Source organism: Frankia sp. CoBUL1 (assembly GCF_978021245.1).
This window is the reverse complement of record NZ_CDXDOS010000030.1, coordinates 1518-25917: the sequence shown is the minus strand read 5'-3', so window position 1 is coordinate 25917 and position 24400 is coordinate 1518. Positions and strand designations below refer to the sequence as shown.

Annotated in this window: 19 protein-coding genes; 2 read left to right on the top strand and 17 right to left on the bottom strand. The window is 70.3% G+C overall.

Translation table 11 applies throughout. The annotated features are described in order from the left end of the window. Positions 1-96: 96 nt before the first annotated feature. From AC08OX_RS04810 to rplU, 5 genes are all read right to left on the bottom strand, one after another. Positions 97-459 carry a hypothetical protein gene (locus tag AC08OX_RS04810; protein ID WP_476606697.1) on the bottom strand — a complete coding sequence of 121 codons (363 nt, stop codon included), beginning with the start codon at positions 457-459 and terminating at the stop codon, positions 97-99. A gap of 350 nt (positions 460-809) precedes the next feature. After that, the gene (gene proB, locus AC08OX_RS04805; protein ID WP_476606696.1) at positions 810-1925 is read right to left on the bottom strand and encodes a glutamate 5-kinase; all 1116 of its coding nucleotides are present in this window, start codon (positions 1923-1925) and stop codon (positions 810-812) included. 4 nt (positions 1926-1929) lie between these two features. Next, positions 1930-3519, bottom strand: a complete 1590-nt coding sequence (gene obgE / locus AC08OX_RS04800; RefSeq protein WP_476606695.1) for a GTPase ObgE — start codon at positions 3517-3519, stop codon at positions 1930-1932. A gap of 173 nt (positions 3520-3692) precedes the next feature. Beyond that, positions 3693-3959 (bottom strand): 50S ribosomal protein L27, encoded by a 267-nt coding sequence (gene rpmA, locus AC08OX_RS04795; RefSeq protein ID WP_011435665.1) that lies wholly within the window; start codon positions 3957-3959, stop codon positions 3693-3695. A 5-nt stretch (positions 3960-3964) separates the two neighbouring features. Beyond that, positions 3965-4282: a 50S ribosomal protein L21 gene (rplU, locus tag AC08OX_RS04790; protein ID WP_476606694.1), complete on the bottom strand. Its 318-nt coding sequence runs from the start codon at positions 4280-4282 to the stop codon at positions 3965-3967. Positions 4283-4748: 466 nt separating this feature from the next. Here rplU and AC08OX_RS04785 point away from each other — a divergent pair, with 466 nt between their 5' ends. Further along, a complete protein-coding gene (locus tag AC08OX_RS04785; RefSeq protein WP_476606693.1) occupies positions 4749-5393 on the top strand; it encodes an MFS transporter in 645 nt (214 codons plus the stop codon). A gap of 141 nt (positions 5394-5534) precedes the next feature. Here AC08OX_RS04785 and AC08OX_RS04780 read toward each other — a convergent pair whose 3' ends face one another. The 10 genes from AC08OX_RS04780 to AC08OX_RS04735 form a co-directional block, all read right to left on the bottom strand. After that, a complete protein-coding gene (locus AC08OX_RS04780) occupies positions 5535-9353 on the bottom strand; it encodes an Rne/Rng family ribonuclease (protein ID WP_476606692.1) in 3819 nt (1272 codons plus the stop codon). 126 nt (positions 9354-9479) lie between these two features. Further along, positions 9480-10229 (bottom strand): TIGR03936 family radical SAM-associated protein, encoded by a 750-nt coding sequence (locus tag AC08OX_RS04775; protein ID WP_476606691.1) that lies wholly within the window; start codon positions 10227-10229, stop codon positions 9480-9482. Next, positions 10213-12252: a TIGR03960 family B12-binding radical SAM protein gene (locus AC08OX_RS04770; protein WP_476606690.1), complete on the bottom strand. Its 2040-nt coding sequence runs from the start codon at positions 12250-12252 to the stop codon at positions 10213-10215. The genes AC08OX_RS04775 and AC08OX_RS04770 overlap by 17 nt, the downstream gene beginning before the upstream one ends. 90 nt (positions 12253-12342) lie before the next feature. Continuing rightward, positions 12343-13578: a rod shape-determining protein RodA gene (gene rodA, locus AC08OX_RS04765; protein ID WP_476606689.1), complete on the bottom strand. Its 1236-nt coding sequence runs from the start codon at positions 13576-13578 to the stop codon at positions 12343-12345. 115 nt (positions 13579-13693) lie between these two features. After that, entirely contained in the window at positions 13694-15883 is a 2190-nt protein-coding gene (gene mrdA / locus AC08OX_RS04760) for a penicillin-binding protein 2 (protein WP_476606688.1), read from the bottom strand. Beyond that, positions 15880-16422, bottom strand: coding sequence for a rod shape-determining protein MreD (mreD, locus tag AC08OX_RS04755; RefSeq protein ID WP_011435657.1), 543 nt, complete (start codon positions 16420-16422; stop codon positions 15880-15882). Before mreD ends, mrdA begins: the two co-directional genes overlap by 4 nt. 5 nt (positions 16423-16427) lie before the next feature. Further along, positions 16428-17393: a rod shape-determining protein MreC gene (gene mreC / locus AC08OX_RS04750; RefSeq protein ID WP_476606687.1), complete on the bottom strand. Its 966-nt coding sequence runs from the start codon at positions 17391-17393 to the stop codon at positions 16428-16430. Positions 17394-17531: 138 nt separating this feature from the next. Continuing rightward, complete coding sequence (locus AC08OX_RS04745) at positions 17532-18563, bottom strand: rod shape-determining protein (protein WP_011435655.1); 1032 nt, start codon at positions 18561-18563, stop codon at positions 17532-17534. A 441-nt stretch (positions 18564-19004) separates the two neighbouring features. Further along, entirely contained in the window at positions 19005-19418 is a 414-nt protein-coding gene (gene ndk / locus AC08OX_RS04740; RefSeq protein ID WP_011435654.1) for a nucleoside-diphosphate kinase, read from the bottom strand. A 172-nt stretch (positions 19419-19590) separates the two neighbouring features. Beyond that, positions 19591-21021 (bottom strand): folylpolyglutamate synthase/dihydrofolate synthase family protein, encoded by a 1431-nt coding sequence (locus tag AC08OX_RS04735; protein ID WP_476606686.1) that lies wholly within the window; start codon positions 21019-21021, stop codon positions 19591-19593. Between the two features lie 177 nt (positions 21022-21198). Here AC08OX_RS04735 and AC08OX_RS04730 point away from each other — a divergent pair, with 177 nt between their 5' ends. Further along, positions 21199-22518: a bifunctional folylpolyglutamate synthase/dihydrofolate synthase gene (locus AC08OX_RS04730; RefSeq protein WP_476606685.1), complete on the top strand. Its 1320-nt coding sequence runs from the start codon at positions 21199-21201 to the stop codon at positions 22516-22518. A gap of 59 nt (positions 22519-22577) precedes the next feature. On the opposite strand, the gene clpX is transcribed toward AC08OX_RS04730, so the two are convergent. Both clpX and AC08OX_RS04720 read right to left on the bottom strand, forming a co-directional pair. Further along, positions 22578-23864: an ATP-dependent Clp protease ATP-binding subunit ClpX gene (clpX, locus tag AC08OX_RS04725; RefSeq protein ID WP_011435651.1), complete on the bottom strand. Its 1287-nt coding sequence runs from the start codon at positions 23862-23864 to the stop codon at positions 22578-22580. Between the two features lie 362 nt (positions 23865-24226). Continuing rightward, a partial coding sequence (locus AC08OX_RS04720; protein WP_476606698.1) for an ATP-dependent Clp protease proteolytic subunit occupies positions 24227-24400 on the bottom strand: 174 nt, incomplete at its 5' end.

Genomic DNA, 24400 nt, shown 5'->3' with positions numbered 1-24400 from the left:
GACCCGCGCCTTAACTCGCCTCACCGACAGCACCCGACCGGCAACGCCGGCCGGGCATTCGGCGAGCCCTCCCACGACATCACCGAACACTTACGGTTACGAGAACAGGTTTATGGTGACCGACTTTCCACTGAACGGTCTCTGGAGGGGGAAGGTACGGCTGTAGTTGTCCGAGTTGTCGGAACACTGGACGCTGAAGGTGGCACTCGTGCCGGCCACCGGAACCTGCTGGAGGCTGAGGCTGTAGAAGCCGCCGGCGCCGACGCCGGACGAGTCGAACTCGCCGGCCGTCGTGCGGACCGCCACGCCTGCCGCGGCGCTGGCCGGGCACCTGGCGACGCCGCCGATCAAGACATTCGAACTGTTCAAATCCGCGCTCGCGGGAAGGGCCGATGCCAGCGTCAGCGCGCCGGCGGCTCCGGCCGAGGCGAGGAGACCCACGCTCTTACGCATTCTCATGACGAAATAACCTCTCTCAACAGATGCGACCTCTTGCCCGCCGAGGGAAGGTTACCCGACTCCGGAAACGCTATTCGCCGCCGTCGCTATTTTTTGCGCCGAGGCCTCTTCAGTTTTATCGGCGTCTTTCCGGGTAGCCGGGGTGAAATGCCGGGAAAGAACTGTTGACGGGCTCTCTCGAATTCCGGGCCACGAGGCGCGATAGACGCCGGTTTCCACTGGAATATCGTCGTCCAAGCCATCCCCAATCCGATATGTCTAATTATATGGACGGTCTTGTCCCGGGCCGGGAAACGGGCCGGCGCGCCTGGCTGTCACCTCAGCCCGGGTCGGGTGAGTAGCCGGCCGGGTCAGCGGGCCGGCAGCAGCAGCACGAGGTCGTCGCGGTGGACGATCTCACGTTCGTACGACGGTCCGAGTTCCATGGCGAGGTCGGCCGTCGAACGCCCGAGCATCACGGGCAGCTCCGCCGCGTCGAAGGCGACGAGCCCCCGCGCCACGGACCGCCCGTCGGGGTCGACCAGGTCCACCGGGTCCCCGGCGGCGAAGTCCCCCTCCACGCCGGTTATCCCGGCGGGCAGCAGCGACGCCCGCCGCCGTACCACCGCGGCCACCGCCCCGGAGTCCAAGTGCAGCCGGCCCTCGGGGGCGGTCGCGTGCGCCAGCCAGAGCAGGCGGGAGGCCCGACGCGACCCGGTGGGGTGGAAGACGGTGCCGACCTCGTCCCCCCGCAGCACCGGTGCGGCGTTCGCGGCCGAGGTGATGATCGCCGTGACGCCGCCGGAAGCCGCCATCCGGGCCGCCTCGATCTTGGTAGCCATCCCGCCGACCCCGACACCGGCGGTGCCCGTGCCCCGGGCGGTCAGCCCGTCCAGGTCGGTATCCGAACGCACCTCACGCACCATGGTCGCCGGGCCCAGCCTGGGGTTGGCGTCGTACAGGCCGTCCACGTCGGACAGAAGCACCAGCAGGTCCGCCGACACGAGATGGGCGACAATCGCGGCGAGCCGGTCGTTGTCGCCGACCCGGATCTCCTGGGTGGCCACCGCGTCGTTCTCGTTGATGATCGGGATGACGTCGAGCTCGAGCAGCCGGTCGAGCGCGGTCCGGGCGTTACGGTAGTGGGTGCGGCGGATCACATCGGTCGCCGTCAGCAGCACCTGGCCGACCTGGTGACCGGCCCGTCCGAACGCCGCCGCGTAGCTGTGTACGAGCGAGCTCTGGCCGACGCTCGCCGCCGCCTGCTGGGTGGCGAGGTCACGCGGCCGCCGGGCCAGGCCGAGCGGGGCGAGACCCGCGGCGATGGCCCCGGAGGACACCAGCACCAGTTGTTGTCCGGCCCGGGGCAGCACCGCGGCCACCAGCGCCTCAAGCCGGTCGACGTCCAGACCGCCGACGGCCGTCGTCAGCGAGGACGAACCGACCTTGACGACGACCCGGCGCGCGTCGGTCACGAACGGACGCACGCCTTCATCCTTTTTCTTCTCCTCGTACCGCCGGTTCTCCTCGTACCGCCGGGTCGACGACGGCGGCGGCGCGGCGAGCCATCCGTTCGGCCCGGGTCAACCGCACCGAGGTCCGCAACCGGTCGTCGGTCCCGCGCGGTCCGAGGGAGACCGAGGAAGCCGTGTCCCCACCTCGGCCGGGTGACGGTGCCGCACCGGAGGCCGCGGTGCCGGCCGGCCCGCGGCCACCCGGACCGGTCTCGGCGAGCCCGTCGCCACCCGGATGATCATCACCACCCAGCCCACCGTTCCCCAGCCCGCCGCCGCTCAGCGTTGGCTCCCAGTCGAACGTGACCTCGCCGATGGTCACCTCCACTCCCGCGGTGGCGCCGAGGCGAGCGAGCTCCTTCTCCACGCCGAGGCAGGCGAGCCGGTCGGCGAGAAAGCCGATCGCCTCGTCGTTGGTGAAGTCGGTCTGCCGCACCCAGCGCTCGGGCTTCGACCCGGTGATCAGGAAACCGTCGCCGAGGGGGCGCACCGTGAAGTCGGGCTCGTTCACCGCGCGGGGACGCAGCACGATGCGGGTCGCCGCCCGGGCCGGCGCGGCCGCCCGGTGCTGGGCGACGAGGTCGGCCAAGGCCAGGGACAGCGCGTGCACGCCACGTCGGGTCGCGGTACTCACCGCGAAGACCGCGAGGTCACGGGCTCGCAGCTCGGGAGCGACGAGCTCCGCGAGCTCCGCGGCGTCCGGAACGTCGATCTTGTTGAGGACGACCAGCCGGGGACGGTCGGACAGATCGGCGGAGTAGGCTGCGAGCTCGGCCTCGATGACGTCGAGGTCGGTCATCGGATCACGGCCCGGTTCCAGGGTGGCGCAGTCCAGCACATGCACGATCACCGAGCAGCGTTCGATGTGCCGGAGGAACTCCAAGCCCAGCCCGCGTCCCTCGCTGGCGCCCGGAATCAGGCCGGGGACGTCCGCGACCGTGTAGGGAGGACAATCACCCGCCTGCGCCACGCCGAGATTGGGCACCAGCGTCGTGAAGGGATAGTCGGCGATCTTCGGCTTGGCCGCGCTGAGCACCGACACCAGGGAGGACTTGCCGGCGCTGGGAAAACCGACGAGCGCGACGTCGGCCACGGTCTTGAGTTCCAGCACGGCGTCGAGCTGCTCGCCGGGCTCGCCGAGTTCGGCGAACCCGGGGGCCTTGCGGCGGGCCGACGCGAGCGCCGCGTTGCCCCGCCCCCCACGGCCGCCGCGGGCCAGTACGAACGCGCTGCCCGGTCCGACCAGGTCGATGATCTGCTCGCCGTCCTCCGTCAGCACGACGGTTCCGTCCGGCACCGGGAGGACGAGGTCCGCACCGTCCGCTCCGTGCCGGTTCGACCCCTGGCCGGGGCGTCCCCGAGAGGCGCGCTGATGCGGATGGAAGTGGAAGTCGAGCAGGGTGGTCACGCTCGGGTCCACCACGAGGCGGACATCACCACCCCGGCCACCGTCACCGCCGTCCGGCCCGCCCAGCGGCTTGAACTTCTCCCGGTGGATGGAGGCACAGCCGTGACCACCGTCCCCGGCCGTCGCGTGCAGCACCACCCGGTCGACGAATGTCGGCATCACCGCCTCCTCTCTACATCCCTCCCCGCGAGAGAGGCACCAAAGCCGCGCAACCACGCCCGGAAGGGCGGTGGTACGCGCGGCTGCTGGCTCACCAGTGATCGCCGATGATCGCCATCTGACGGCGACCAAGGCCACGCCGTCGAACCGACGGCGTGGCCTTGACGATCAGATTAAGCGGGTACCGCCGCCTCGGCCACCACGTTCACGACCCGACGGCCCCGCCGATGGCCGAACCGCACGTGCCCGGGCGAGAGCGCGAACAGCGTGTCGTCCTTGCCGCGCCCGACCAGATCACCCGGGTGGAAATGGGTCCCACGCTGACGGACGATGATCTCGCCGGCCTTCACGTACTGGCCGCCGAAGCGCTTCACGCCCAGCCGCTGCGCGTTCGAATCCCGCCCGTTGCGCGAGGAACTCGCGCCCTTCTTGTGCGCCATCCCGCTCAGGCCTTCCCGGTCTCGATGCCAGTCACCTTGAGACGCGTCAGCTTCTGGCGGTGACCCTGGCGCTTGTGGTAGCCGGTCTTGTTCTTGAACTTGTGGATCCGGATCTTCGGACCCTTGACGACGCCGACGACGTCGGCGGTGACCGCGACGGACGCGAGAGCGCCGGCGTCGTGGGTGACCGACTCGCCATCGACGAGCAGGAGCGCCGGAAGGTTCACGGCCGCGCCCGGCTCTCCGGAAAGGAGCTCGACGTCGACGACATCGCCGACGGCGACCCTGTGCTGCTTGCCGCCGCTGGCAACGACCGCGTACACCAGATCTCCCTGCTGTTGTTATGCCGCTGTGACCACACGGAACCCGAAAGGGCGTTCCCCGCGGAGCTTTGGGTGCGCATGAGCCGCGATCGGCCGGAACGCGGACGATCGGCGGTCATCCAGCGAGCATTGCCCGCTAGCGAGCATCGCCCCATCCGGATGAGCATGCGGGCTCCACCTTACAGGTCATCGGGAGCGGAGCGAAGGAGCGCCCGCCGCATACCGCGCATTCCGTCCCGCGCATCCCCCGCACGGCGGTCGCGTGTCCCGCACCCGACGGGCCCGCCGGGCGGCTCTCATCGCGGGTCCTCGCCCCGCTCGTCCGGGTCATATCCAGGGATGACCAGGACGGGCCATGGTGTAGGCCGCTGAGGAGGGAGAAGCATGGATCGTCCACATGGCGGAGTTCCACGATGGATCGTGAGGCTTCGGCGCCGGGAATGAGATCGCGTCGGGGGTGACGAGGATGTACTGGCAGCTGGTGATCTGGGCCGCGGGAGCCGGTACCGCCGTCGCTCTGGCCGTCGTCTGCCGCCCGGCGGCCACCGCCGCCCGTCGTTACGGCTCGGTTCCCGGCACGGTCCCCGCCGCGACGGGCGCGCTGACCGTGCTGGTCGTCGTCGGTCTCACCCTCACGGCCTTCGCCGGCCTACCGCCCTGGGCAGGCGCCTGTTGGACGCTGGGCACCGCGGCCACGGCCGGATGGATCGCGCTGCGCAGGCGGGGTCCATCCGCGTGGGGATTGCCCGATTCCGGGATGAAGGGCCGGCCGTCCGGTGGTCTCGAGGCGGGAGACCCGGGAGAGGCGGGAGATCCGGGAGAGGCTGCCGATCCCGCCTACGCGGCCGATGAGCCGGTCCTACGCGGTCGGATGATCCCGAACCTCGCCGATCAGGACGATCTGGTGCAGTCGCTGACCATCGCCTCCTATGCCCTGCAGATGGGCGATCCAGGACGGGCCCGTCAGGCGGTCGAGGTAGCCTTGTCCCGTTCCCGGGCCACCCTCGATCTGCTACTGCGGGAGAATGCCGGCCGCGGGCTCGTGCGCCCGGGCCCGGCCGCCGGTCCGGGCCGGGCCGGGCCGAGTCGGGCCGGGCCGACCGCCGCCTGAACGGCCGGTCCGGCTCTCCGCCAGGCCTCGATCAGCTGGGGGCGCCCACGACGAGCGACCCAGCATCCCACGCCGGACGCCGCGGGGTCCTTCCGCTCCAGAGACAAGCTGGCGGACCAGTGGCACCGGATCTCTGGCGGGTCAGGCGCTCGGGGGTTCCGCCGAGGGCACGGACTCCAGCGACTCTGCCGGCTTGGACACCGGCCGGGAGGCCCGCCGTCGTCGGCCCCGGGCCGGTTTGCCCGCAGTGGACAAGGCGTTGTCCGCGGTCGCGAGGCTGTCGGGATCATCGGAGTTGGCGTACACCGGCGGCAGGGGCTCCTCGAAGCCGCCCGCGCCGGAGCCACCGCCAGCGGGCACATGCCCGTTCGACCCAGCTGGGGAACCGACTGCCCCGAGTCCCGGGGCGGCGGCAGCTGCGGCCCCGCCCGCCGGCCCCGCCGCGCTGTCGGCCGCATGCGCGGGCTCGGGCGCGAGCACCGTATCCGCGGCGGTGACGCCCGCGGTGGCTATCGCACCCTCGCCGGCCGTCACGGCGACGTTCTCCGCGGCGTCGGGCGTCGGTGATGCGGCAGATTCGATGGATCCGATGGATCCGATGGGTTCGCCAGGTCCGCCGGACGCCTCGGATTCGGATGCGGACGTGGGCTCGGCCAACGCGACGACGATGATCGCGGGGCTGTCGACGGCGCTCGTGGACGAGGCGCTCGTGGACGAGGAGCGGACCCGACGACCGGACCCGGACCCCTCAGTCGGCGCGGGCACCGCCACCGGAGTCGGCTGACCGGCACCGGACACGATGGTCCCGCTCGGCACGCCGGCTGCGGCGTGTGCACCGCTGCCGCCGTCGAGGTGGATGACCACCCCGCGGCCGTTGCAGTGCACGCACGGCTCGCTGTACGCCTCCAGCAGGCCCTGCCCCACCCGCTTGCGGGTCATCTGGACCAGCCCGAGGCTGGTCACCTCGGCGACCTGGTGCCGGGTACGGTCCCGGCCAAGGCACTCGGTGAGCCGGCGCAGGACCAGTTCTCGGTTGCTCTCCAGAACCATGTCGATGAAGTCGATGACAATGATGCCACCGATATCCCGCAGCCGCAGCTGACGGACGATCTCCTCGGCGGCTTCCAGGTTGTTCTTGGTGACCGTCTCCTCGAGGTTGCCGCCCTTGCCGGTGAACTTGCCCGTGTTGACGTCGATGACCGTCATCGCCTCGGTCCGGTCGATGACGAGCGATCCGCCCGAGGGCAGCCAGACCTTGCGGTCGAGGGCCTTGGCGAGCTGCTCGTCTACCCGGTACTCGGCGAAGACGTCACCGGTTCCGGTGTAGCGGCGGATCCGCGACCGCAGATCGGGAGCCACTGTGTCGATGTACTCCTCGATCGTGATGGCCTCACCCGAGCCCTGGACGACCAGCTCGGTGAAGTCCTCGTTGAAGATGTCCCGGATCACCCGGACGACCAGGTCCGGCTCGCCGTAGAGCAGCGAGGGCGCCGACGCCTTCTTCGCCTTGCGCTCGATGTCCTCCCATTGGGCGGCGAGCCGCTCGATGTCGCGTTCCAGCTCGGCCTCGCTGGCACCCTCGGCTGCGGTGCGCACGATGACCCCGCCGTCCTCGGGCGTGATTTTCTTCAGGATGCTCTTGAGCCGCGCTCGTTCGGTGTCCGGCAACTTGCGGCTGATCCCGGCGTTCTGTCCGTCCGGGACGAACACCAGGTACCGCCCCGGCAGACTGATCTGGCTGGTGAGCCGCGCGCCCTTGTGCCCGATCGGATCCTTGGACACCTGGACCAGGACCGACTGACCGGACTTGAGCACCTGCTCGATCTTGCGAGGCCGACCGTCCAGCCCGGATGCGTCGTAGTTGACCTCGCCGGCATAGAGGACGGCATTGCGTCCCTTGCCGATGTCGACGAAGGCCGCCTCCATGCTGGCCAGCACGTTCTGTACTCGGCCGAGGTAGACGTTGCCCGCATAGGACGACGAGCTCGCCCGGGTCACGAAGTGCTCGACGAGTACCCCGTCCTCCAGCACGGCGATCTGGGTGCGCTCCCCGGCGTGGCGGACGACCATCCGGCGTTCGACCGACTCCCGCCGGGCCAGGAACTCCGCCTCGGTGACGATCGGTGGCCGACGCCGACCACTGTCGCGGCCCTCCCGGCGCCGCTGACGCTTGGCCTCCAGACGGGTGGACCCGCTCAGCCCCCGGACCAGGTCCTCGTCCTTGCGGGTCTCCCGGACGTGGACGACCGTGTTCGGCGGGTCGTCGGCGAGCGCCGGCTCGTCGCCGCCGGCGCGACGGCGCCGCCGCCGCCGACGGCGGGCCCCTCCCAGCCGGTCGTCCTCGTCCTCACCGTCACGCTCGGCACTTTCCTCCGCCGCGCCGGGGGTCGTCTCGGCGCCCTCATCCGACGCGACGGCGGGCACCGACCCGGTTCCCTGCCCGGCCACGGACGAGCCGTCCACACCGTCCGTGTCCTGTGCCACACCCTCGCGACCCGTGTCGTCCGCAGCCGCAGCGCCGTCCTCCGGGCCGGACTCCACGCCGTCCTCGTCGCCCCGGGCCCGACCACGACCACGGCGACCACGGCGCCGACGGCGGGTGGAGGCCGAGCCGCCCCCATCCGGGTCGTCGTCGCATTCGCTGTCCTCCTCGCCGCCCGTGAGGCCGCCCATCGTGTCGGGATCGGTCGTGTCGGGATCGGTGGCCACGTCCGCCTCGTCCCGGGGGTGAGCCGGTGCCTCGGCATGCTGCCGCTCGGCGGACGGGAACGCCGTGCCCGCCACGGCGTCCACCGCGGTGGCGGCGGATCCGAGTTCGGCGGCACGCCGCCAGCGAGCCTCCACGACCGCCGGTTCGGGGGCCTGGAAGGTCACCATGGCGACCGGTCGCCGGAGCACGGGACGGATCATCGTCTCGACGACCGACTCGTTATGGATCCCGGCCCAGGTCGGAGCGGCCGCCCGCCTGGCCCTTGTCGCCGCGCTCCGGGTGCTGCCGGCCTCGGGCTCGGCAGAGCTCGACTCAGCAGAGCTCGACTCAGCGGTCGGCTCCCGGGCCGCCGGCTCGGCGACGCCGGGCTCGTCGGTCCCGGGCTGCGCGGACTCCGGTTCCGTGGGCCCAGGCGTGTCCGTAGGCCCGGATCTGTCCGTAGGCCCGGGCGTGTCGGGAGCCGACGCCACGGCGGCGGTCGAACCCGCGGGTACACCGACGGACCCGGTCGCACCGACATCCGGCATCGCCGGACCGAGGGTGGTCGCATCGGCAGGCCCGGCTGCGGCGGCAGGCCCCGCCGGGTCCGGCACCGCGGCAGCGGGCGTTATCAGTCCGGAGATGGCACGACGGGCCCTGGTCCGTTTCGGCTTCGCAGCGATGTCCGGCGATACGACGTCCCGCGGCGCGTCCTCGGCGGGAGGGGCGTCCTCGGCGGGAGGGGCAACCGGCACCTCGGTCACCTCACGCACCGCGCGGCGGCTGCGTGCCGCCCGGGTGCGCCGCGCCGGCACCGGTTCGGTGGCCTCCACCGTGTCGTCCCGGGCCGGGACGACAGTGACGGATTCGACGGTGGCGGGTTTATCGACCGGACCTGGTTCGCCGACCGGGGTGGTCGAGGGAGCGTCGGCTTCGGTGGTATCCGCCGGTTCCATCCTGGCCCTGGCGGAGCCGCGGGTCATCCGGGCGCGGGTGGTCGAACCGGCGTCCCGGCGACGGCGCCGGCCCTCGGCCGGCACCGAGGGTGCATCGCCGGAGGTCTCGTCTGGAAGGGGCCCGCCCGGGACCTGTGCGACGGCCGGGTCGTCCGGAACCGGATTCCCGGCTGGCGCCACATCGGTCACGTTCGGCCCGGCGGTGGCATGGTCGTCGACGGGTGGGCCTGCCGCTCGTCCCGCGGCCCTGCGCCTACGCGCCGCCGGTCGGGTGGGCTCGGATTCAGTCTGGATGGTCAGATCGTCGTCGGGCACGGGTTAAGAAGCCTCTCGGGCTCCCGGGCGCGCTGCTCATGCAGTCGCGACCGCGCAGAAGCCACTGTCTCGGTCCGGCGCGGGTACCGCCGGGGAATCCTGCGACGCCCTGCAACACGCTGAGGTTCAACCCACCAGCCGGCCAGCGCCGTTGCGGTCCTGCGCCAGCGGGTCCGCCACAGTGCCGTCTTCACACAGTCGGCCCTGTTCGAGCCGGGTGGGCTCGGGCGGCGCCGACGAGCGCAGGCCGGCTACCACGCCTAGGGCGGTCAGCACGTCGTCTGGTCGTACAGCGGGCGTCGTGTGCCGCACGACCATCTCCAGTATCGCACACGTGTCGTTCTCTGCGCGGCAAACGGCGGAGACCACTGCCGCGCGCACATCGAACCGTCGCCGGCCGTCCTTCGTCGCCCGCTCAACTTCGACCACGTCGCGGCGCAACAGCTCCCGCACGGCGGCGGAGACCTCCGGACCGGAGGCACCCGGCAACCGTACCGACCACCGCGAGGCGTCGATCCGCTCGGCGAGGCCGCCGCCTTCCGCCCGGTGGCACGCGAGCACGTCCAGCCCCGGCGGAAGAACGGCGTCCAGGCCGACCCGCAGCGCCTCCGGATCGACCGAGGCCGCCAGGGCCAGCTCGACGTATTCGGCCTCACTGGCCGCCCCGGTCGACGCGGCACCCAGCCACGAGATCCGCGGATGCGGACTGAATCCCGCCGAATAGGCCATCGGGACCCCGGCGCGGCGCAATGCGCGCTCGAACGTGCGCGCCACGTCCCGATGTGAGAGGAATCTCAGCCGGCCCCGCTTCGCGAAACGAAGTCGCACCCGTTCGACCACCGGCGGAGGCGGCGGCCCCTCAGGTCGCCGCGCCACTGCCCACCGGAGCCGGGGCGAGCCGCGGCGTGGTCGCAGGATCGGGTTGAATGGCCGGCTGCGGTCGCTCAGCCTGCCCGGACCCGGGGCCCTGGAGGTTCGACACCGCAAGCACGGGGAGCAGCCGACGTCCGGTCGGGCCGATCTGGGTGTCGGTGCCCATCGTCGGACAGACCCCGCAGTCGTAGCAGGGTGTCCAGCGACAGTCATCGAGCTCATTCCCGCTCAGCGCATCCTGCCAATCAGCCCACAGCCAGTCCCGGTCGAGGCCCGCGTCGAGGTGATCCCAGGCCAGTACCTCGCGTTCGTCACGCTCGCGGGTGGTGAACCAGTCCAGCGACACCCCCAGCGGTTCGAGCTCCGCCGCGCACGCGGACTCCCAGCGTTCGGACGAGAAGTACTCGTTCCAGCCGTCGAAGCGGCCGCCGTCTCGCCAGACCCGTTCGATCACCGCACCCACCCGGCGGTCACCGCGGGCCAGCAGGCCCTCGATGATGCCAGGCCGACCGTCGTGGTAACGGAAACCGATCGCCCGACCCACCTCACGATCGGCGCGCACAGCATCACGGAGCAGCTTCAGCCGGGCGTCGGTCACCTCGTGCGGCGCCTGCCCCACCCACTGAAACGGGGTGTGCGGCTTGGGCACGAATCCGCCAATCGACACGGTGCAGCGGATGTCGCGCTGCCCGCTGACCCGCCGACCGGCCCGGATGACCTCCCGGGCAAGGTCGGCGATCTCCAGCACGTCTTCGTCGGTCTCGGTCGGCAGGCCGCACATGAAATAGAGCTTCACCTGCCGCCAGCCGTGAGCGTAAGCGGTGCTGACGGTGCGGACCAGGTCCTCGGCACTGACCATCTTGTTGATGACCCGACGCAGCCGCTCGGAGCCGCCCTCGGGGGCGAAGGTCAGCCCGCTACGCCGGCCGTTACGGGAGAATTCGTTCGCGAGCGTGACGTTGAAGGCGTCCACCCGGGTGGACGGCAGACTCAACGAGACGTTGGCGCCCTCGTACCGGTCGGCGAGACCGGTGGCGATCTCGCCGATCTCGGTGTGGTCCGCGCTCGACAACGACAGCAGGCCGACCTCGGAGAAGCCGGTCACGCGCAGCCCCGCGTCGACCATAGCACCGATGGTGGCGATGTTGCGTTCACGCACCGGACGGGTGATCATCCCGGCTTGGCAGAACCGGCAGCCCCGGGTGCAGCCGCGGAAGATCTCCACGCTCATCCGCTCGTGCACCGTCTCGGCGAGCGGGACCAGCGGAGCCTTCGGATACGGCCAGGAGTCGAGATCGGACAGCGTGTGCTTGCTCGGCCGGGCCGGCACGTCGTCCCGGTTGCGGGTGACCGACCGGATACGGCCGTCGGGCCGGTAGGAGACGTCGTAGAACGCCGGCACGTACACCAGGCGCCGGCAGGCCAGCCGGTGCAACAGCTCGCCCCGGCCACCGGGACTCCCGGCCGCCTTCCAGGCGCGAACCACGTCGGTGATGCCCAGCACGGCCTGCTCGCCGTCGCCGAGCACGACGGCGTCGACGAACGTGGCGATCGGCTCGGGATTGAAGGCGGCATGCCCCCCCGCGACAACCAGCGGATCGGCGTCGGTGCGCTCGGCCGCGTGCAACGAGATCCCGGCAAGATCGAGTGCCGTCAGCAGGTTGGTATACCCGAGTTCGGTGGCGAAGCTGACGCCCAACAGGTCGAAATCGCCCACCGCGCGGTGGGCGTCCACCGTGAACTGCGGCAGCCCGTGCTCGCGCAGCAACGCTTCCAGGTCCGGCCACACCGAGTAGGTGCGCTCGGCGAGCACATCCGGCTGCTCGTTGAGGATCTCGTACAGAATCTGTAGTCCCTGGTTGGGCAGGCCGATCTCGTAGGCGTCCGGATACATCAGGCACCAGCGGACGGCCGCGGAGTCCCAGGGTTTGACCGTGGAGTTGCCTTCGCCTCCGACGTACTGCACGGGCCTTCGCACCCGCGGGAGCAGCGGCTCCAGGCGAGCGAACAGCGACTGTCCGGACATGCATGCGAGCCTACGGCACGCGCCAGGTCCACCTCGACGCTCGGCCGACCCGGGAAGCGCCACCGACCCGGGAAGCGCCGCCGAGCGAGCTCAGGAGGCATACGGGTCCGATCGGGATCGCAGCCGCACGTTCTGCAGGAGTCCGACAGCAATCATGTTCGCGAACATCGACGAACCGCCGTAGGAGAGAAAAGGCAACGGCAGGCCGGTGACCGGCATGATGCCCAGGCACATGCCGATGTTGACGAACGCCTGGAAGGTGAACCAGGAGACGACCCCGGTGGCGACGAGCGCGCCGAAGGAGTCCTGCGAACCGAAGCCGATCGACAGGGCCCGCCACAGAACCACGCCGAGCAACACGATGATTCCGCCAGCCCCGAGATATCCCAGCTCCTCCCCCGCGACACTGAACACGAAGTCCGTCTGCTGTTCCGGGACGAACTGGCCCTGGGTCTGCTGGCCGTGCAGCAGGCCCCGTCCGGAGATTCCGCCGTTGGCGATCGCGATCATCGCCTGGTCGACGTTGTAGCCCGTGCCGGACGATGCCTTGTTCTCGGAGACGAACGAGGTCAGCCGGGCCTCCTGGTACGGCTTCAGGAGATGGAACTGGAGGATCGCGCCGCCGAACAGCACACCGCAGAGGATCAGCCCCAGCGCCCATCGGCGCGGCGCGCCGCTGACCGCCAGCATGCCGAGGGTGGTGAAGACCAGAACCATGACGGTACCGAAGTCCGGCTGCAACATAATCAAGCCAATCGGGACCACGGCGAGCCCGAGCACGAGCAGCACGTCACCGTGGCCAGGAGCGCCGCGCCGGACTCCCGTGTGCCGGTCCTCGTGTTTCTCACCGAGGATCATCGCCGCGCCGACCACGAGCGCCATCTTGGCGAACTCGGACGGCTGCAGCTGGAAGCCGGCAGGCAGCACAATCCACGAGTGCGCGCCGTTGATCGTCGAACCGAACAGGAGTACCGCGACAAGCCCGACGAGCGAGCCGAGATAGACGAAGGGCGCGTAGGCCCGCACCGCCCGGTAGTCGATGACGGTCGCAACCGCGCCGAGCACCAGCCCGATGGCCAGGTTCAGTAGGTGCCGATCGAGGAAGGTGTTGGGATCACTGCCCGCCTCGCTGAGCCGCTGGCGGGTCGCCGACCAGACCAGCAGAGCACCGAGAACAGACAACGCGATGACGCAGAGCTGCAGCGGCCAGTCGAGCCGGCGCAGCGGCGAGTGGGGTCCGGAAGCCCTCTCCCGCAGGTGCCCGATCCGCCCCCGGATGGGCACCGGAGACGATCGAAGTGCGGTGGGTCCCGCTTCGTCTACCACTGCGCCTCCCGCCACCACCGTCACGCCGACACGACATTCACGTCCTGGGGCTCCCACCCCATCCCGAGACCCCGCCCCCATCCCGAGGCGCCGTCCTCACGGCACGAGGTGGCCGTCAGGGCGGCGCCCGGCCCGTCGCCGTCGCGCCCGCGCCGCTGGTGCCGGGCAGGGGAGCGGCCGGGCCCGGCGCCGATCCGGCCGGCGAGGCCGGCGTCGCGGGGGCGGGCTGCGGTGACGCCGCCGCGATCGTCCCGTCCCGGTTGAGCTTCGGCAGCCCGGCAGGCGGTTTCCCACCCGGCATCGCCGCCGGCCGACCGACACCGTAGATTGCCTGGTAGATCTGTTTGGCCACCGGAGCCGCGAACTCCGCGCCGGTCCCGGAGTCCGGGATGGTGACCACGACGGCGAACTGGGGGTCGTTCGCCGGCGCGAAGGAGGCAAACCAGGAGGTGTCCCCTTTACCCTCAACCTCGGCGGTCCCGGTCTTCGCCGCGATCGGGACGACGTCGCTCGGCCAGTCCGCGAAGACGCCGGTGGCGGTGCCCCCGCCCTCCGTCGTCACCCCGCGCAGGCTGTCCCGGATGTAGGCGAGGTTCTCCGGTGAGACCGGCAGCGTCCCGGCCCGGCGCGGCGCGAAGGTCCTGACGACCTTGCCGTCCGGGGACACGGTGGCCTTGGCGAGGGTGGGCTTGTACAGGGTGCCGCCATTGGCGATGGCCGCGTAGGCGACGGCGAGCTGCAGCGGGCTCAGCGACAGGTACTGGCCCTGGCCGATCGCGAACTGGGTGGCGGCACCGGCGTTGTACAGGTAGCCGTCAACGCACGCCTCGGCGGCGTACTTGCGGTACCGCTCGGCCTTGGCCGGGTCGGGTTCCTCCGGGTAGCCGTTCTTGGCCCGCCGGCAGTAGGAGTCCTTGAGCTCCGCCCAGATCGCCTTGGCGCCGGCGCGGTCGACGACGGAGCCCCGCGTCTCGCCGGGCAGATCCAGCCCGGTGGTCCGGCCGAAGCCCATCGCCTGGGCCATCTTGACGAAGTATTCTTTCGGGGGGGAGTAGGGCCCACGGCCGTTACGCAGCCCGCCGTCCGCGAGCCAGGCGTCATAGGCGAACTTGTCGAAGATGACGTCACAGGAAATGACCAGCGCCTGGTGCAGGGTGATCGGACCGGCCGACTCGCCGTCGAAATTGTGGAAGACCTGGTCACCGATCTGCAGGCTGGGCGCGCAGTCGTAGCGGTCGTTTCCCTTGGCGCCCAGGTTCTGCATCGCGACGGCAGTGGAGATGGCCTTGAAGGTGGAGCCGGCCGGCCCCGACCCCTGGTAGGCCCGCGAGAGCAGCGGGATGCCGTTCGCGGGATCGGACAGCGCCCGGTAATCGCTCTCCGAGACCCCACCGCTAAAGACCGACGGGTCGTAGGACGGCAGGCTCGCCATCGCGATCACCCCGCCGGTGCGCACGTCCAGCACAACCGCGGAGGCGGTGCGCGGGCCACCCCCGAACTTCTTGATTGTTTCCGTCAGCGCCTGCTCGACCGCCTGCTGCACGTCGAGGTCGAGGTTGAGCACCAGATGGTCACCGCTGAGCGGCGCGATGGTCGACGCGGTACCGGCCACCCGGCCGAACCGGTCCACCTCCAGGCGTTCCACCCCGTCGGTGCCGCGCAGCTCGTCGTCATAGGTGCTCTCCAGACCGGCGACGCCGATCAGGCTGTTGAGGTGGTAGCCCTTCTCATCCCCCTGCTTGTCGAGCTGGTCCTGACTGACCGGCGCGAGATAGCCCAGCTCGTGCGCGGCCAGCGCGCCATGCGGGTACTCACGGACGGCCTGCAGGTCGGCGGAGACACCGGGGAAGCGGTCGGGATGTTCGATGACGGCGAGGGCCTGCCGCGGACTGACGTCCTTGGCGACCGGTACCGGCTGGTAGGGCGATCCGTTCCAGCAGGGCGGCTTCACCTGGGCGCTACAGAACCGGATTCGCCGGGCGAGCTCGTCCGCGGGGGTGCCGATCACCGCGGCGAGGCGGGCGAGGACGGCCCTGCCCTGGTCGGCCTGCCGATCCGTGGTCGACCGGTTCACCGAGATGACCAGCGACGTACGGTTTCGGACGAGGGCCTGCCCCTTGTCGTCAAGGATCATCCCCCGGGTCACGGGCGTCACCACCTCGCGGACCCGGTTGGTCTCGGCAACCCGGCGGTAACGGTCACCGTCCAGGATCTGGAGCACCCACAGCCGCGCGCCGAGTGTGATGAGCAGGGAGACGACCAGCACGCGCAGCAGCAGGACACGGACCCGCATCCGGTCGTTCACCGCGGCTCCCGCCGTCGACCGCCGGCCAGCCGCCGGGAGCCCGCGAGCAGCAACGGGAACAGGAACGGGGTGAGCAGGAGGGCGTAGACACCGGCTACCAACGCCCGCAGCACAGCCTGACCTCCCGTCAACGCCGCCTCACCGAGGATCGAGGTGGTGGCGGCGTATCCGAGAGTGCCCAGCACACTCGCCCCACCAATCGCCGCCAGGGGAACCACCACCGACCGCTCCGCCGCATCCATCGCCAGTCCGACAGCGTAACCAATCAGACACAAAACGAGAGCAGTCTGACCGAGGACATGGCTGGAGGACAGATCGGCCAGCAATCCCGCCACGAAGCCGGCGACCGCGCCGAGCAGTGGCCCCTCGATCAGCGCGATCGCTGCCAACAGAACGAGCATGAGGTCAAGCCGGCCACCGGGCAGACCCAGCCGGGCGATCACGGAGACCTGGAGGATCAGGGCGACGGTCAGGAGCACGACCGCGGCCACGACGGCGCGCCCGCGCAGGGTCTCCTCAGGGCCGGCGATGCCCCACATCACGCTCAACCCGCTCCGCCCCCGACGCCGGATGCCGCCCCGGCCAATGATCCCCCCACCGGCGACCCAGCGGTGGGTGACAGCAGGGCCGGTGGAACGGACGCGGCAGGCTCGGTCGGCACCGGCCTGGGCTTCAGCACCCGGTCGCCGGGGTCGGCCGGTGGCTTGCCGACCACCACCCCGACCAGGTCCAGGGTACCGACCGACGCGTACGGTTTGACCTCGGCGGTCCGCGACAGACCATCGACGTCGGTGACCTTGGTGACCACACCGATCGGGACGCCGGCGACGTAGTCGAGACTGCCGAAGGTGACCATCCGATCACCCTTCTGCACCCGATATGAGGCGTCGTACAGCGTGAAGGTCAACGTGCCCGGTCCCTGCCCACCGGTCACGGCACCGAGCAGCTGGGTGCGTTCGAGCCGTGCTCCGATGTGACTACCCGGGTCGCAGGCCAGCCGGACGATTGCGGTGTGCTCGGTCACGCCGGACACCGTGCCGACCAGCCCGTCGGCATTGAGCACGGTCTTGTCGACCACGATGCCGTCGGCCCTGCCGGCGTTGATGGTGACGGTCCAGTCCGTCCCCGTAACGTCACCGACCGCAATCACCTTCGCCGGCACGATGGTGTACTGGCCCTTGTCCGCCAACAACCGGAGGTCGGCGAGTTCGGTCGACATCCGGCCGATCTCGGTGTCGTCGGCGATCTGGCGGCGCAGGCGGGCGTTCTCCTCCGCGAGTCGATCCGCCCGGTCGTGATAGCGGTTCGGATGCGTCAGGGAGGAGGCGGTCCGGCCAATCGGGCGGGTGACCGTCGTGACGCCGTTCTCGACCCCCCCGAAGATCGAGTGCAGAACCCCACGTGCTCCAGTGGCCGATCTTCCGGTCCGGTAGTCCAAGGTGATCAGGGTGAAGGCGATGATGAGCAGGGCGACGATCACCAGGCGGGATCGCCTCGTGCCACGGCCCACAACACCCTCCGAACACACTCTTATGCGATCCGGTGCCGCGTGGCGACGGCCACGCGGCACCAGGCACCGCTCCGGCTATATCCAATGGGAAGGGATCGGTCCAATGGGAAGGGATCGGCAAAGGCCCTGCGCAAGCGCCTAGCGCCGCGGCTCGGAGATCAGTACCTGCTGTAGGGCCTCGAACTCCTCCACGCACTTACCCGACCCCATTGCAACCGAATGCAGCGGATTCTCCGCGATGTGGATCGGCATGCCGGTCTCCTGCCGCAGCCGCTCGTCGAGACCGCGCAGCAGCGCCCCGCCGCCGGTGAGGACGATGCCGCGGTCCATGATGTCGCCGGAGAGCTCCGGCGGGCAGCGGTCGAGGGTTACCTTCACCGCGTCGATGACCGCGTTGACCGGATCCTCGATCGCCTTGCGGATCTCCTCCGCGGTCACCACGATCGTCTTCGGCAGTCCGGTGATCAGGTCACGCCCACGGATCTCGGCGCTGGGCTCGTCGGGAACCTTGTGCGCCGACCCGATCGCCATCTTGATCTCCTCGGCGGTGCGTTCGCCGAGCATCAGCGAGTACTCCTTCTTGACGTAGGAGATGATCGCGACGTCGAGTTCGTCCCCGGCGGTACGGATCGACTGGCTGGTGACAATGCCGCCCAGTGAGATCACGGCGACCTCGGTGGTGCCCCCGCCGATGTCCACGACCATGTTGCCGGTCGGCTCGTGCACCGGCAGACCAGCGCCGATCGCCGCGGCCATCGGCTCCTCAATGATGTAGACCTTGCGGGCGCCGGCCTGATAGCCGGCGTCCTTCACGGCCCGCTGTTCCACGCCCGTGATGCCGGAGGGCACGCATACGACCAGCCTGGGCTTGGCGAAATGGCGCCGCCGGTGCACCTTCTGGATGAAGTAGCGCAGCATCCGCTCGGTCGTCTCGAAGTCGGCGATGACGCCGTCCTTCAGCGGCCGCACGGCCACCACGTTGCCGGGCGTCCGGCCGATCATCCGCTTGGCGTCGGTTCCGACGGCGAGGATGCCCGAGGTGGTGGTATTGATCGCGACCACGCTCGGTTCGTTGAGGACGATCCCGCGGCCACGCACGTACACCAGCGTGTTGGCGGTACCGAGGTCGACGGCCATGTCACGACCGAGGAACGACAGCGAACTGGACATCGTCGGGTACCGACCTTCCCGGGGGATGCGGTTCTGGCCGCCTCCGGCGCGACCGACAGGCACGGCCTACCGAGGAGCCGGAGAAGCGCGTGGAACACGTACAGAGTTCGTAGATCGGACAGGACGACCCGGGCGCCCACCGGGAATTCGACCACGGCCACCGACCACGACCCTGTCGGTTACCGCGACCCACCGGACACGCTCCGGGCAAGTACTTGAAGGGTAGACCGACACCGGGCCCCTCGCCGCCCCGGTCGGTGATGGGCCGGTTTCGTGTCACCCTTGGGCCGGAACCCCCCTGCGCACACCCATGAGTCACGAGGGCGACACGCCCACGGTCCAGGCCAGGCCAGGAGAGGCCAGGAGAGGCCACCCGAAATCCGACCGGAGGCGTCTCGATGCGTCTCGGGAACGCCCCGGTCGGTGTGAACGGCTACGCGGTCAGCTCAGGCCCGGGAAGAAGAGATCGATCTCCCGCTTGGCGGACTCCGGCGAGTCCGAGCCGTGCACGAGGTTCTGGCCGATCTCCAGCGCGTAGTCCCCACGCAGCGAGCCGGGCGCGGCCTTGACCGGATCGGTTGCGCCGATCAGCCCACGCGACGCCTCCACCGCACGCGGCCCCTCGGCCACGAGGGCCACCAGCGGCCCGGAGGTGATGAAGTCGACCAGTTCACCGAAGAACGGCTTGCTGGCGTGCTCGCCGTAGTGCGTCTCGGCGACGGACCGCTCCAACGTGCGCAGTTCGAGCGCCACCAGAGTGAGCCCCTTGCGCTCGAGCCGGCCGACGACCTCACCGACGAGGCCACGGCTGACGCCATCGGGCTTGACCAGGATGAGGGTGCGCTCGACGGACACGGTACTCCTTCTCGATCATCGACTTCGTCGTCCTCGACGAGGGACCCGAGGATCCCTCGCCAACCTACAGGGTGCCCACGTCCGCACCGTGACGGGACCGCGGCGTCCCGGGAACGCCCCGCAACCGCATCAGGAACGCGTCGGGAACATGTCGGAAAAACCCAGGAGGACGTCACGGACGCAGCAACGCCCGGGCCCGACCCACGACGGAGGCCGAACCGGTAACCACCACGCCGGCGCCACCCAGATCGGTGTCCTCCTCGGCGAGGCGCACCCCGGCGTCGAGCGCGTCGTCCAACCGGGGTACGACCTCCACCCGGTCGGAGCCGAAGACACCCACGGCGACTGCGGCGAGACCGTCGACCGGCAGCGATCCGGGCCCAGCACCAGCGGTGACCACCACCGTGTTCAGGACCGGCTCCAGGACGGCCAGGAGCTCCGCCGCATCCCGCTCGGCGGCACCGTCCCGCTCGCCACCACCGTCCCGCTCGGCGGCACCGTCCCGAGCGGCGGCACTCTCGGCCTCGCGCTCGATGGCGATGACCCCGACAAGGACGTCGAAGGTGAACGCCTCGTCGAGCGCCGCGGCCAGCGCGCCCGCCGCCACAGGCGAGCCGGCCACGTCAAGAATGATCGTCGGGGACCGGCGGACGACCTCCAGCCGGCCCCGGGAGTCCGCCTCGGCAAAACCGGCGCGGACCGCATCGACGTCGAGTTGGTTGCGCCCGCCGCCGAGGAACGCCTCGACCGCGGCCAGCGCGACCGCCGCGTTATGGGCCTGATGCGCGCCGTGCAGCGGCAGGAAGATCTCCTCGTAGGTGCCGCCCAGCCCCTTCAGTATGATCATCTGCCCCCCGACGGCCACCTGCCTGCCGAGTACACCGAACTCCAGCCCCTCCCGGGCGACCATCGCCCCGGTCTCGGCGGCGCGCCGCAGCAGCGCCTGCGCGGCGGGCAGGACCTGCTGGGCCAGCACGACCAGGGTGCCGGCGCGGATGACTCCCGCTGTCCGCGCGGTGATCCGGTCCAGGACCGCCGCCGGCTCCCACTCGCCCACCGCCACGGGGGTGACGACCGACACCGGCGCGTCGAGCAGTGCGCTCAGCTCGCCGGCGTCGTCCCAGCCGGACTCGATCACGGCGAGGTCGGCGGGGGCGTCGGCGAAGGCGGCGAAGGCCACGGCGGCAAGCAGCTCGAAGGCGCTCAGCCGGCCGTCATCCTCGATCAGCGGCAGGTACGGCGCGATATCGGCGTAGGCGCGGCCGAGGACGTCGGGATCGATCGTGGCGTCGGCCAACCCCACCCGCTGCTCGGCCCCGAGCCAGCCCGGCGAACTCAACGATCCCGCGCGGATGCCGAACGAGTGCAGCAGTGCGGTGATCGCGGACACCGTGGAGCTCTTCCCCACCGAACCGGTCACCACGATGCTCGGAAGGGCCCGCTGCGGCTGGCCGAGCAGATCCAGCAGACGGCGCAGCCGGTCGAAGCCCGGGCGGGCGCGGATGTCGCGGCGCTGGGAGTACTCGGCCGCGAACGCGCGTGGACCCTCCCGCTCGTGATCAGAAGCATGGGTGGTTCCGGCGGTCCCGGCAGCGCCTGTCACATCCCCGATGGTACGGCCCGATGGGACGGGTCCACCGGGTTCACTCCCGCCTACGCAGGTGCCCACGCCTGTACCCGCGCTCCCCCGCAAAGGACGCGTCCGGCGCACCTGTCCGCGGACTACTGTCGACCCCAGGTCGAAGGAGGGCGAAACCAGCCGGTGAAGTGGAACCAACCTGTGAAGTGGACGTACGAGTCGGCGTGGGCCGCCCTGAACAACACGGTGGATCTCGAGAAGCAGACGATGCCGGCAGGTCGGCCGGTGCCGAGCCTTGCCCGGATGCGGGAGCTGGCGGGCCGGCTCGGGGATCCGCACCGGGCGGTTCCGCTGATCCACCTGACCGGCACGAACGGCAAGACCTCGACGGCGCGGATCATCTCGGCGCTGCTGGACGCGGCGGGGCTGCGGGTGGGGCTGTACACCAGTCCGCATCTGGAGCAGGTGAACGAGCGTCTGGTCGTCGACGGCCGACCGATCGGCGACGAGGAGTTCGGACGCTGTGTGGGCACCGTCCTGGACGCGGCCGCCCCGATGAGTGGACGGCCCACCTTCTTCGAGCTGCTGACGGCCACCGCCTTCCGATGGTTCGCCGACCTGGCCGTCGACGTCGCCGTGGTCGAAGTGGGCCTGCTCGGTCGCTGGGACGCCACGAACATCGCCGATGGGCGAGTCGCGGTCGTCACCAGTATCGGCGCGGATCATCTGGACTACGCCGGGAGTATGGCGGGCGTGGCCCGCGAGAAGGCCGGGATCGTCAAGCCCAGCAGTCACCTGGTGCTCGGCGAGGTGGACCCCCGCTTCGACGACATCTTCACCCGGACCCCGGCCACGGACGTCCTGCGGCTGGGTCGGGACTTCACCGCGGTCGCCGGCCACCCGGACGCGGCGGGTCGACGGGGCGGTTTCCGCACCCCGCAGGCGCGCTACGACGACGTGCGGCTGTCCCTGCACGGTGCCTATCAGGATGCCAACGCGGCGTGCGCCCTGGCCGCCGTGGAGACCTTCGTCGGTCATTCCCTCCCCGACGTCGTGGTCCGGGCCGGTCTCGGGGGCGTCCGGGCGCCGGGACGCCTGGAAATCGTGCGCGCACAGCCGCTGTGCGTGCTTGACGGGGCGCACAACCCGGCAGCGGGCGCGGCGCTCGCCCGGTCCCTGCGTGAGGAGTTCCCCGGGCGAGAGTGGACCGTCGTCTACGGGGCGCTGCGCGGTCACGACTACGAGGGGACTCTCGCGGAACTGCGCCACCAACCGATCAGCTCGCTAATCGCCTGCGAACCGGCGTCACCGCGGGCCATCCGCGCCGAGCACCTGGTCTCCGCGGCGCGGGCGCGGGCGATGCCGGCCCACGCCGCATCCGACGTCGGCTGCGCCGTCCGCCACGCCCTGCGGGACGCGGCGGGGCCGGGTGGGGCGATCCTGGTGACCGGGTCCTTCTACCATCTGGCTGAGGCCCGCCGGACCCTGACCGCGCTGGACCCGACGCACGGAATGCACTGAGTGACCCGACGCGCGGGCCGGCCGCGCCGAGTCGCACGGGACGCGCCGAGTGGGCGCCGTCAGGCCGACTTCTCCTGGCGGGGAGCCCGCTTGGACACGACGTCGCGCGGGACCAGCGTCGGATTGACGTGCTCCAGCACGACCTCGCGGGTGACGACGACCCGGGCCACATCCTTGCGGCTCGGGATGTCGTACATCACCGAGAGCAGGACCTCTTCCATGATCGCCCGCAGCCCACGGGCACCGGTCCCACGCAGGATCGCCTGGTCCGCGATGGCCTCGAGCGCGTCCGAGGTGAAGTCGAGGTCGACGCTGTCCAGCTCGAACAGCCGCTTGTACTGGCGGACGAGGGCGTTCTTCGGCTCGGTGAGGATGCGGATCAGCGCCTCACGATCCAGGTTGGACACGCTGGTGATCACCGGGAGCCGGCCGATGAACTCCGGAATCATGCCGTACTTCAGCAGGTCCTCGGGCATGATGTCGCCGAAGACGTCGGATCCGTCCGGGTCGTCCTTGCCGTGCAGTACGGCGCGGAACCCCAGCGACTTCTTGCCGATCCTCGACTCGATGATCCGGTCGAGCCCGGCGAACGCCCCGCCCACGATGAACAGCACGTTCGTCGTGTCGATCTGGATGAACTCCTGATGCGGGTGCTTGCGCCCGCCCTGTGGCGGCACGCTGGCCGTGGTGCCTTCGAGGATCTTCAACAGGGCCTGTTGCACGCCCTCACCGGACACATCCCGCGTGATGCTCGGGTTCTCCGACTTCCGGGCGATCTTGTCGACCTCGTCGATGTAGATAATCCCGGTCTCGGCCTTTTTGACGTCATAGTCGGCGGCCTGAATGAGTTTGAGCAGAATGTTCTCGACGTCCTCCCCGACGTAGCCCGCCTCGGTCAGCGCGGTGGCGTCGGCGATGGCAAACGGGACGTTGAGCATGCGCGCGAGAGTCTGGGCGAGCAGCGTCTTGCCGCAGCCCGTCGGCCCGAGCAGCAGGATGTTGCTCTTCGCGAGCTCGACCTCGCCCTTGCTCCCGTCACCGCTGGATCCGCCCGCCTGGACCCGCTTGTAGTGGTTGTAGACCGCGACGGAGAGGGTCTTCTTCGCCGTCTCCTGCCCCACCACGTAACTGTCGAGGAACTCGTAGATCTCGCGCGGCTTGGGCAGTTCGTCCCATTTGAGCTCGGAGGATTCGGACAGCTCCTCCTCGATGATCTCGTTGCAGAGATCGATGCACTCGTCGCAGATATAGACGCCAGGGCCGGCGATGAGCTTCTTCACCTGCTTCTGCGACTTACCGCAGAACGAGCACTTGAGCAGGTCACCGCCATCACCGATGCGTGCCACCGAGGACTCAGTCCCTTCGTCCAGACGATGGTGTCGCCTGCATGTCAGGGGCGGTTGACACCGCCCAGTCGTCGCGTGTCTGCCTGCAACCATCCCCGTGGGGACGGTACCCCGCCGAGCCGTCCGGTGAGAGCCCAATCGCTCGGCTCATACCGGTCAGCCTACGATCACCTTGGCCGTCCTCGCCCGTCCACGCAGTCCCATTAGGCCATCGCGTCACGGACGAGAACCGCTGACCGGGTTTCACCGCGTCGGCGCGTCGGGTGTGGTAGCGGCCGACGGCCGACGACCGCATGCCGGCCTCACGAGACGTCACGCCTCGCGAGGCTCCGACCGCGGGCTCGGACCGCCGGCCCGGCACCTCAGCGAGCGGTGGCGAGCCGGGAGGACTTCCGGGTCTTGATGACCTCGTCGATCAGGCCGTACTCCTTGGCCTCGTCGGCGCTGAAGATCTTGTCACGCTCGATGTCCTTGCGGATGTCCTCTTCCTTCTTGCCGGTGTGGACCGCGAGCATCCGCTCCAGCAGAGAGCGCAT

Excerpts from the sequence above, each read along its gene's own strand:
- AC08OX_RS04745 (WP_011435655.1), bottom strand. The coding sequence starts at position 18,563 with ATGTCCAGTTCGCTGTCGTTCCTCGGTCGTGACATGGCCGTCGACCTC.
- AC08OX_RS04810 (WP_476606697.1), bottom strand. The coding sequence starts at position 459 with ATGAGAATGCGTAAGAGCGTGGGTCTCCTCGCCTCGGCCGGAGCCGCC.
- AC08OX_RS04770 (WP_476606690.1), bottom strand. The coding sequence starts at position 12,252 with ATGTCCGGACAGTCGCTGTTCGCTCGCCTGGAGCCGCTGCTCCCGCGG.
- obgE (WP_476606695.1), bottom strand. The coding sequence starts at position 3,519 with ATGCCGACATTCGTCGACCGGGTGGTGCTGCACGCGACGGCCGGGGAC.
- mreD (WP_011435657.1), bottom strand. The coding sequence starts at position 16,422 with ATGTGGGGCATCGCCGGCCCTGAGGAGACCCTGCGCGGGCGCGCCGTC.
- AC08OX_RS04785 (WP_476606693.1), top strand. The coding sequence starts at position 4,749 with ATGTACTGGCAGCTGGTGATCTGGGCCGCGGGAGCCGGTACCGCCGTC.
- rpmA (WP_011435665.1), bottom strand. The coding sequence starts at position 3,959 with ATGGCGCACAAGAAGGGCGCGAGTTCCTCGCGCAACGGGCGGGATTCG.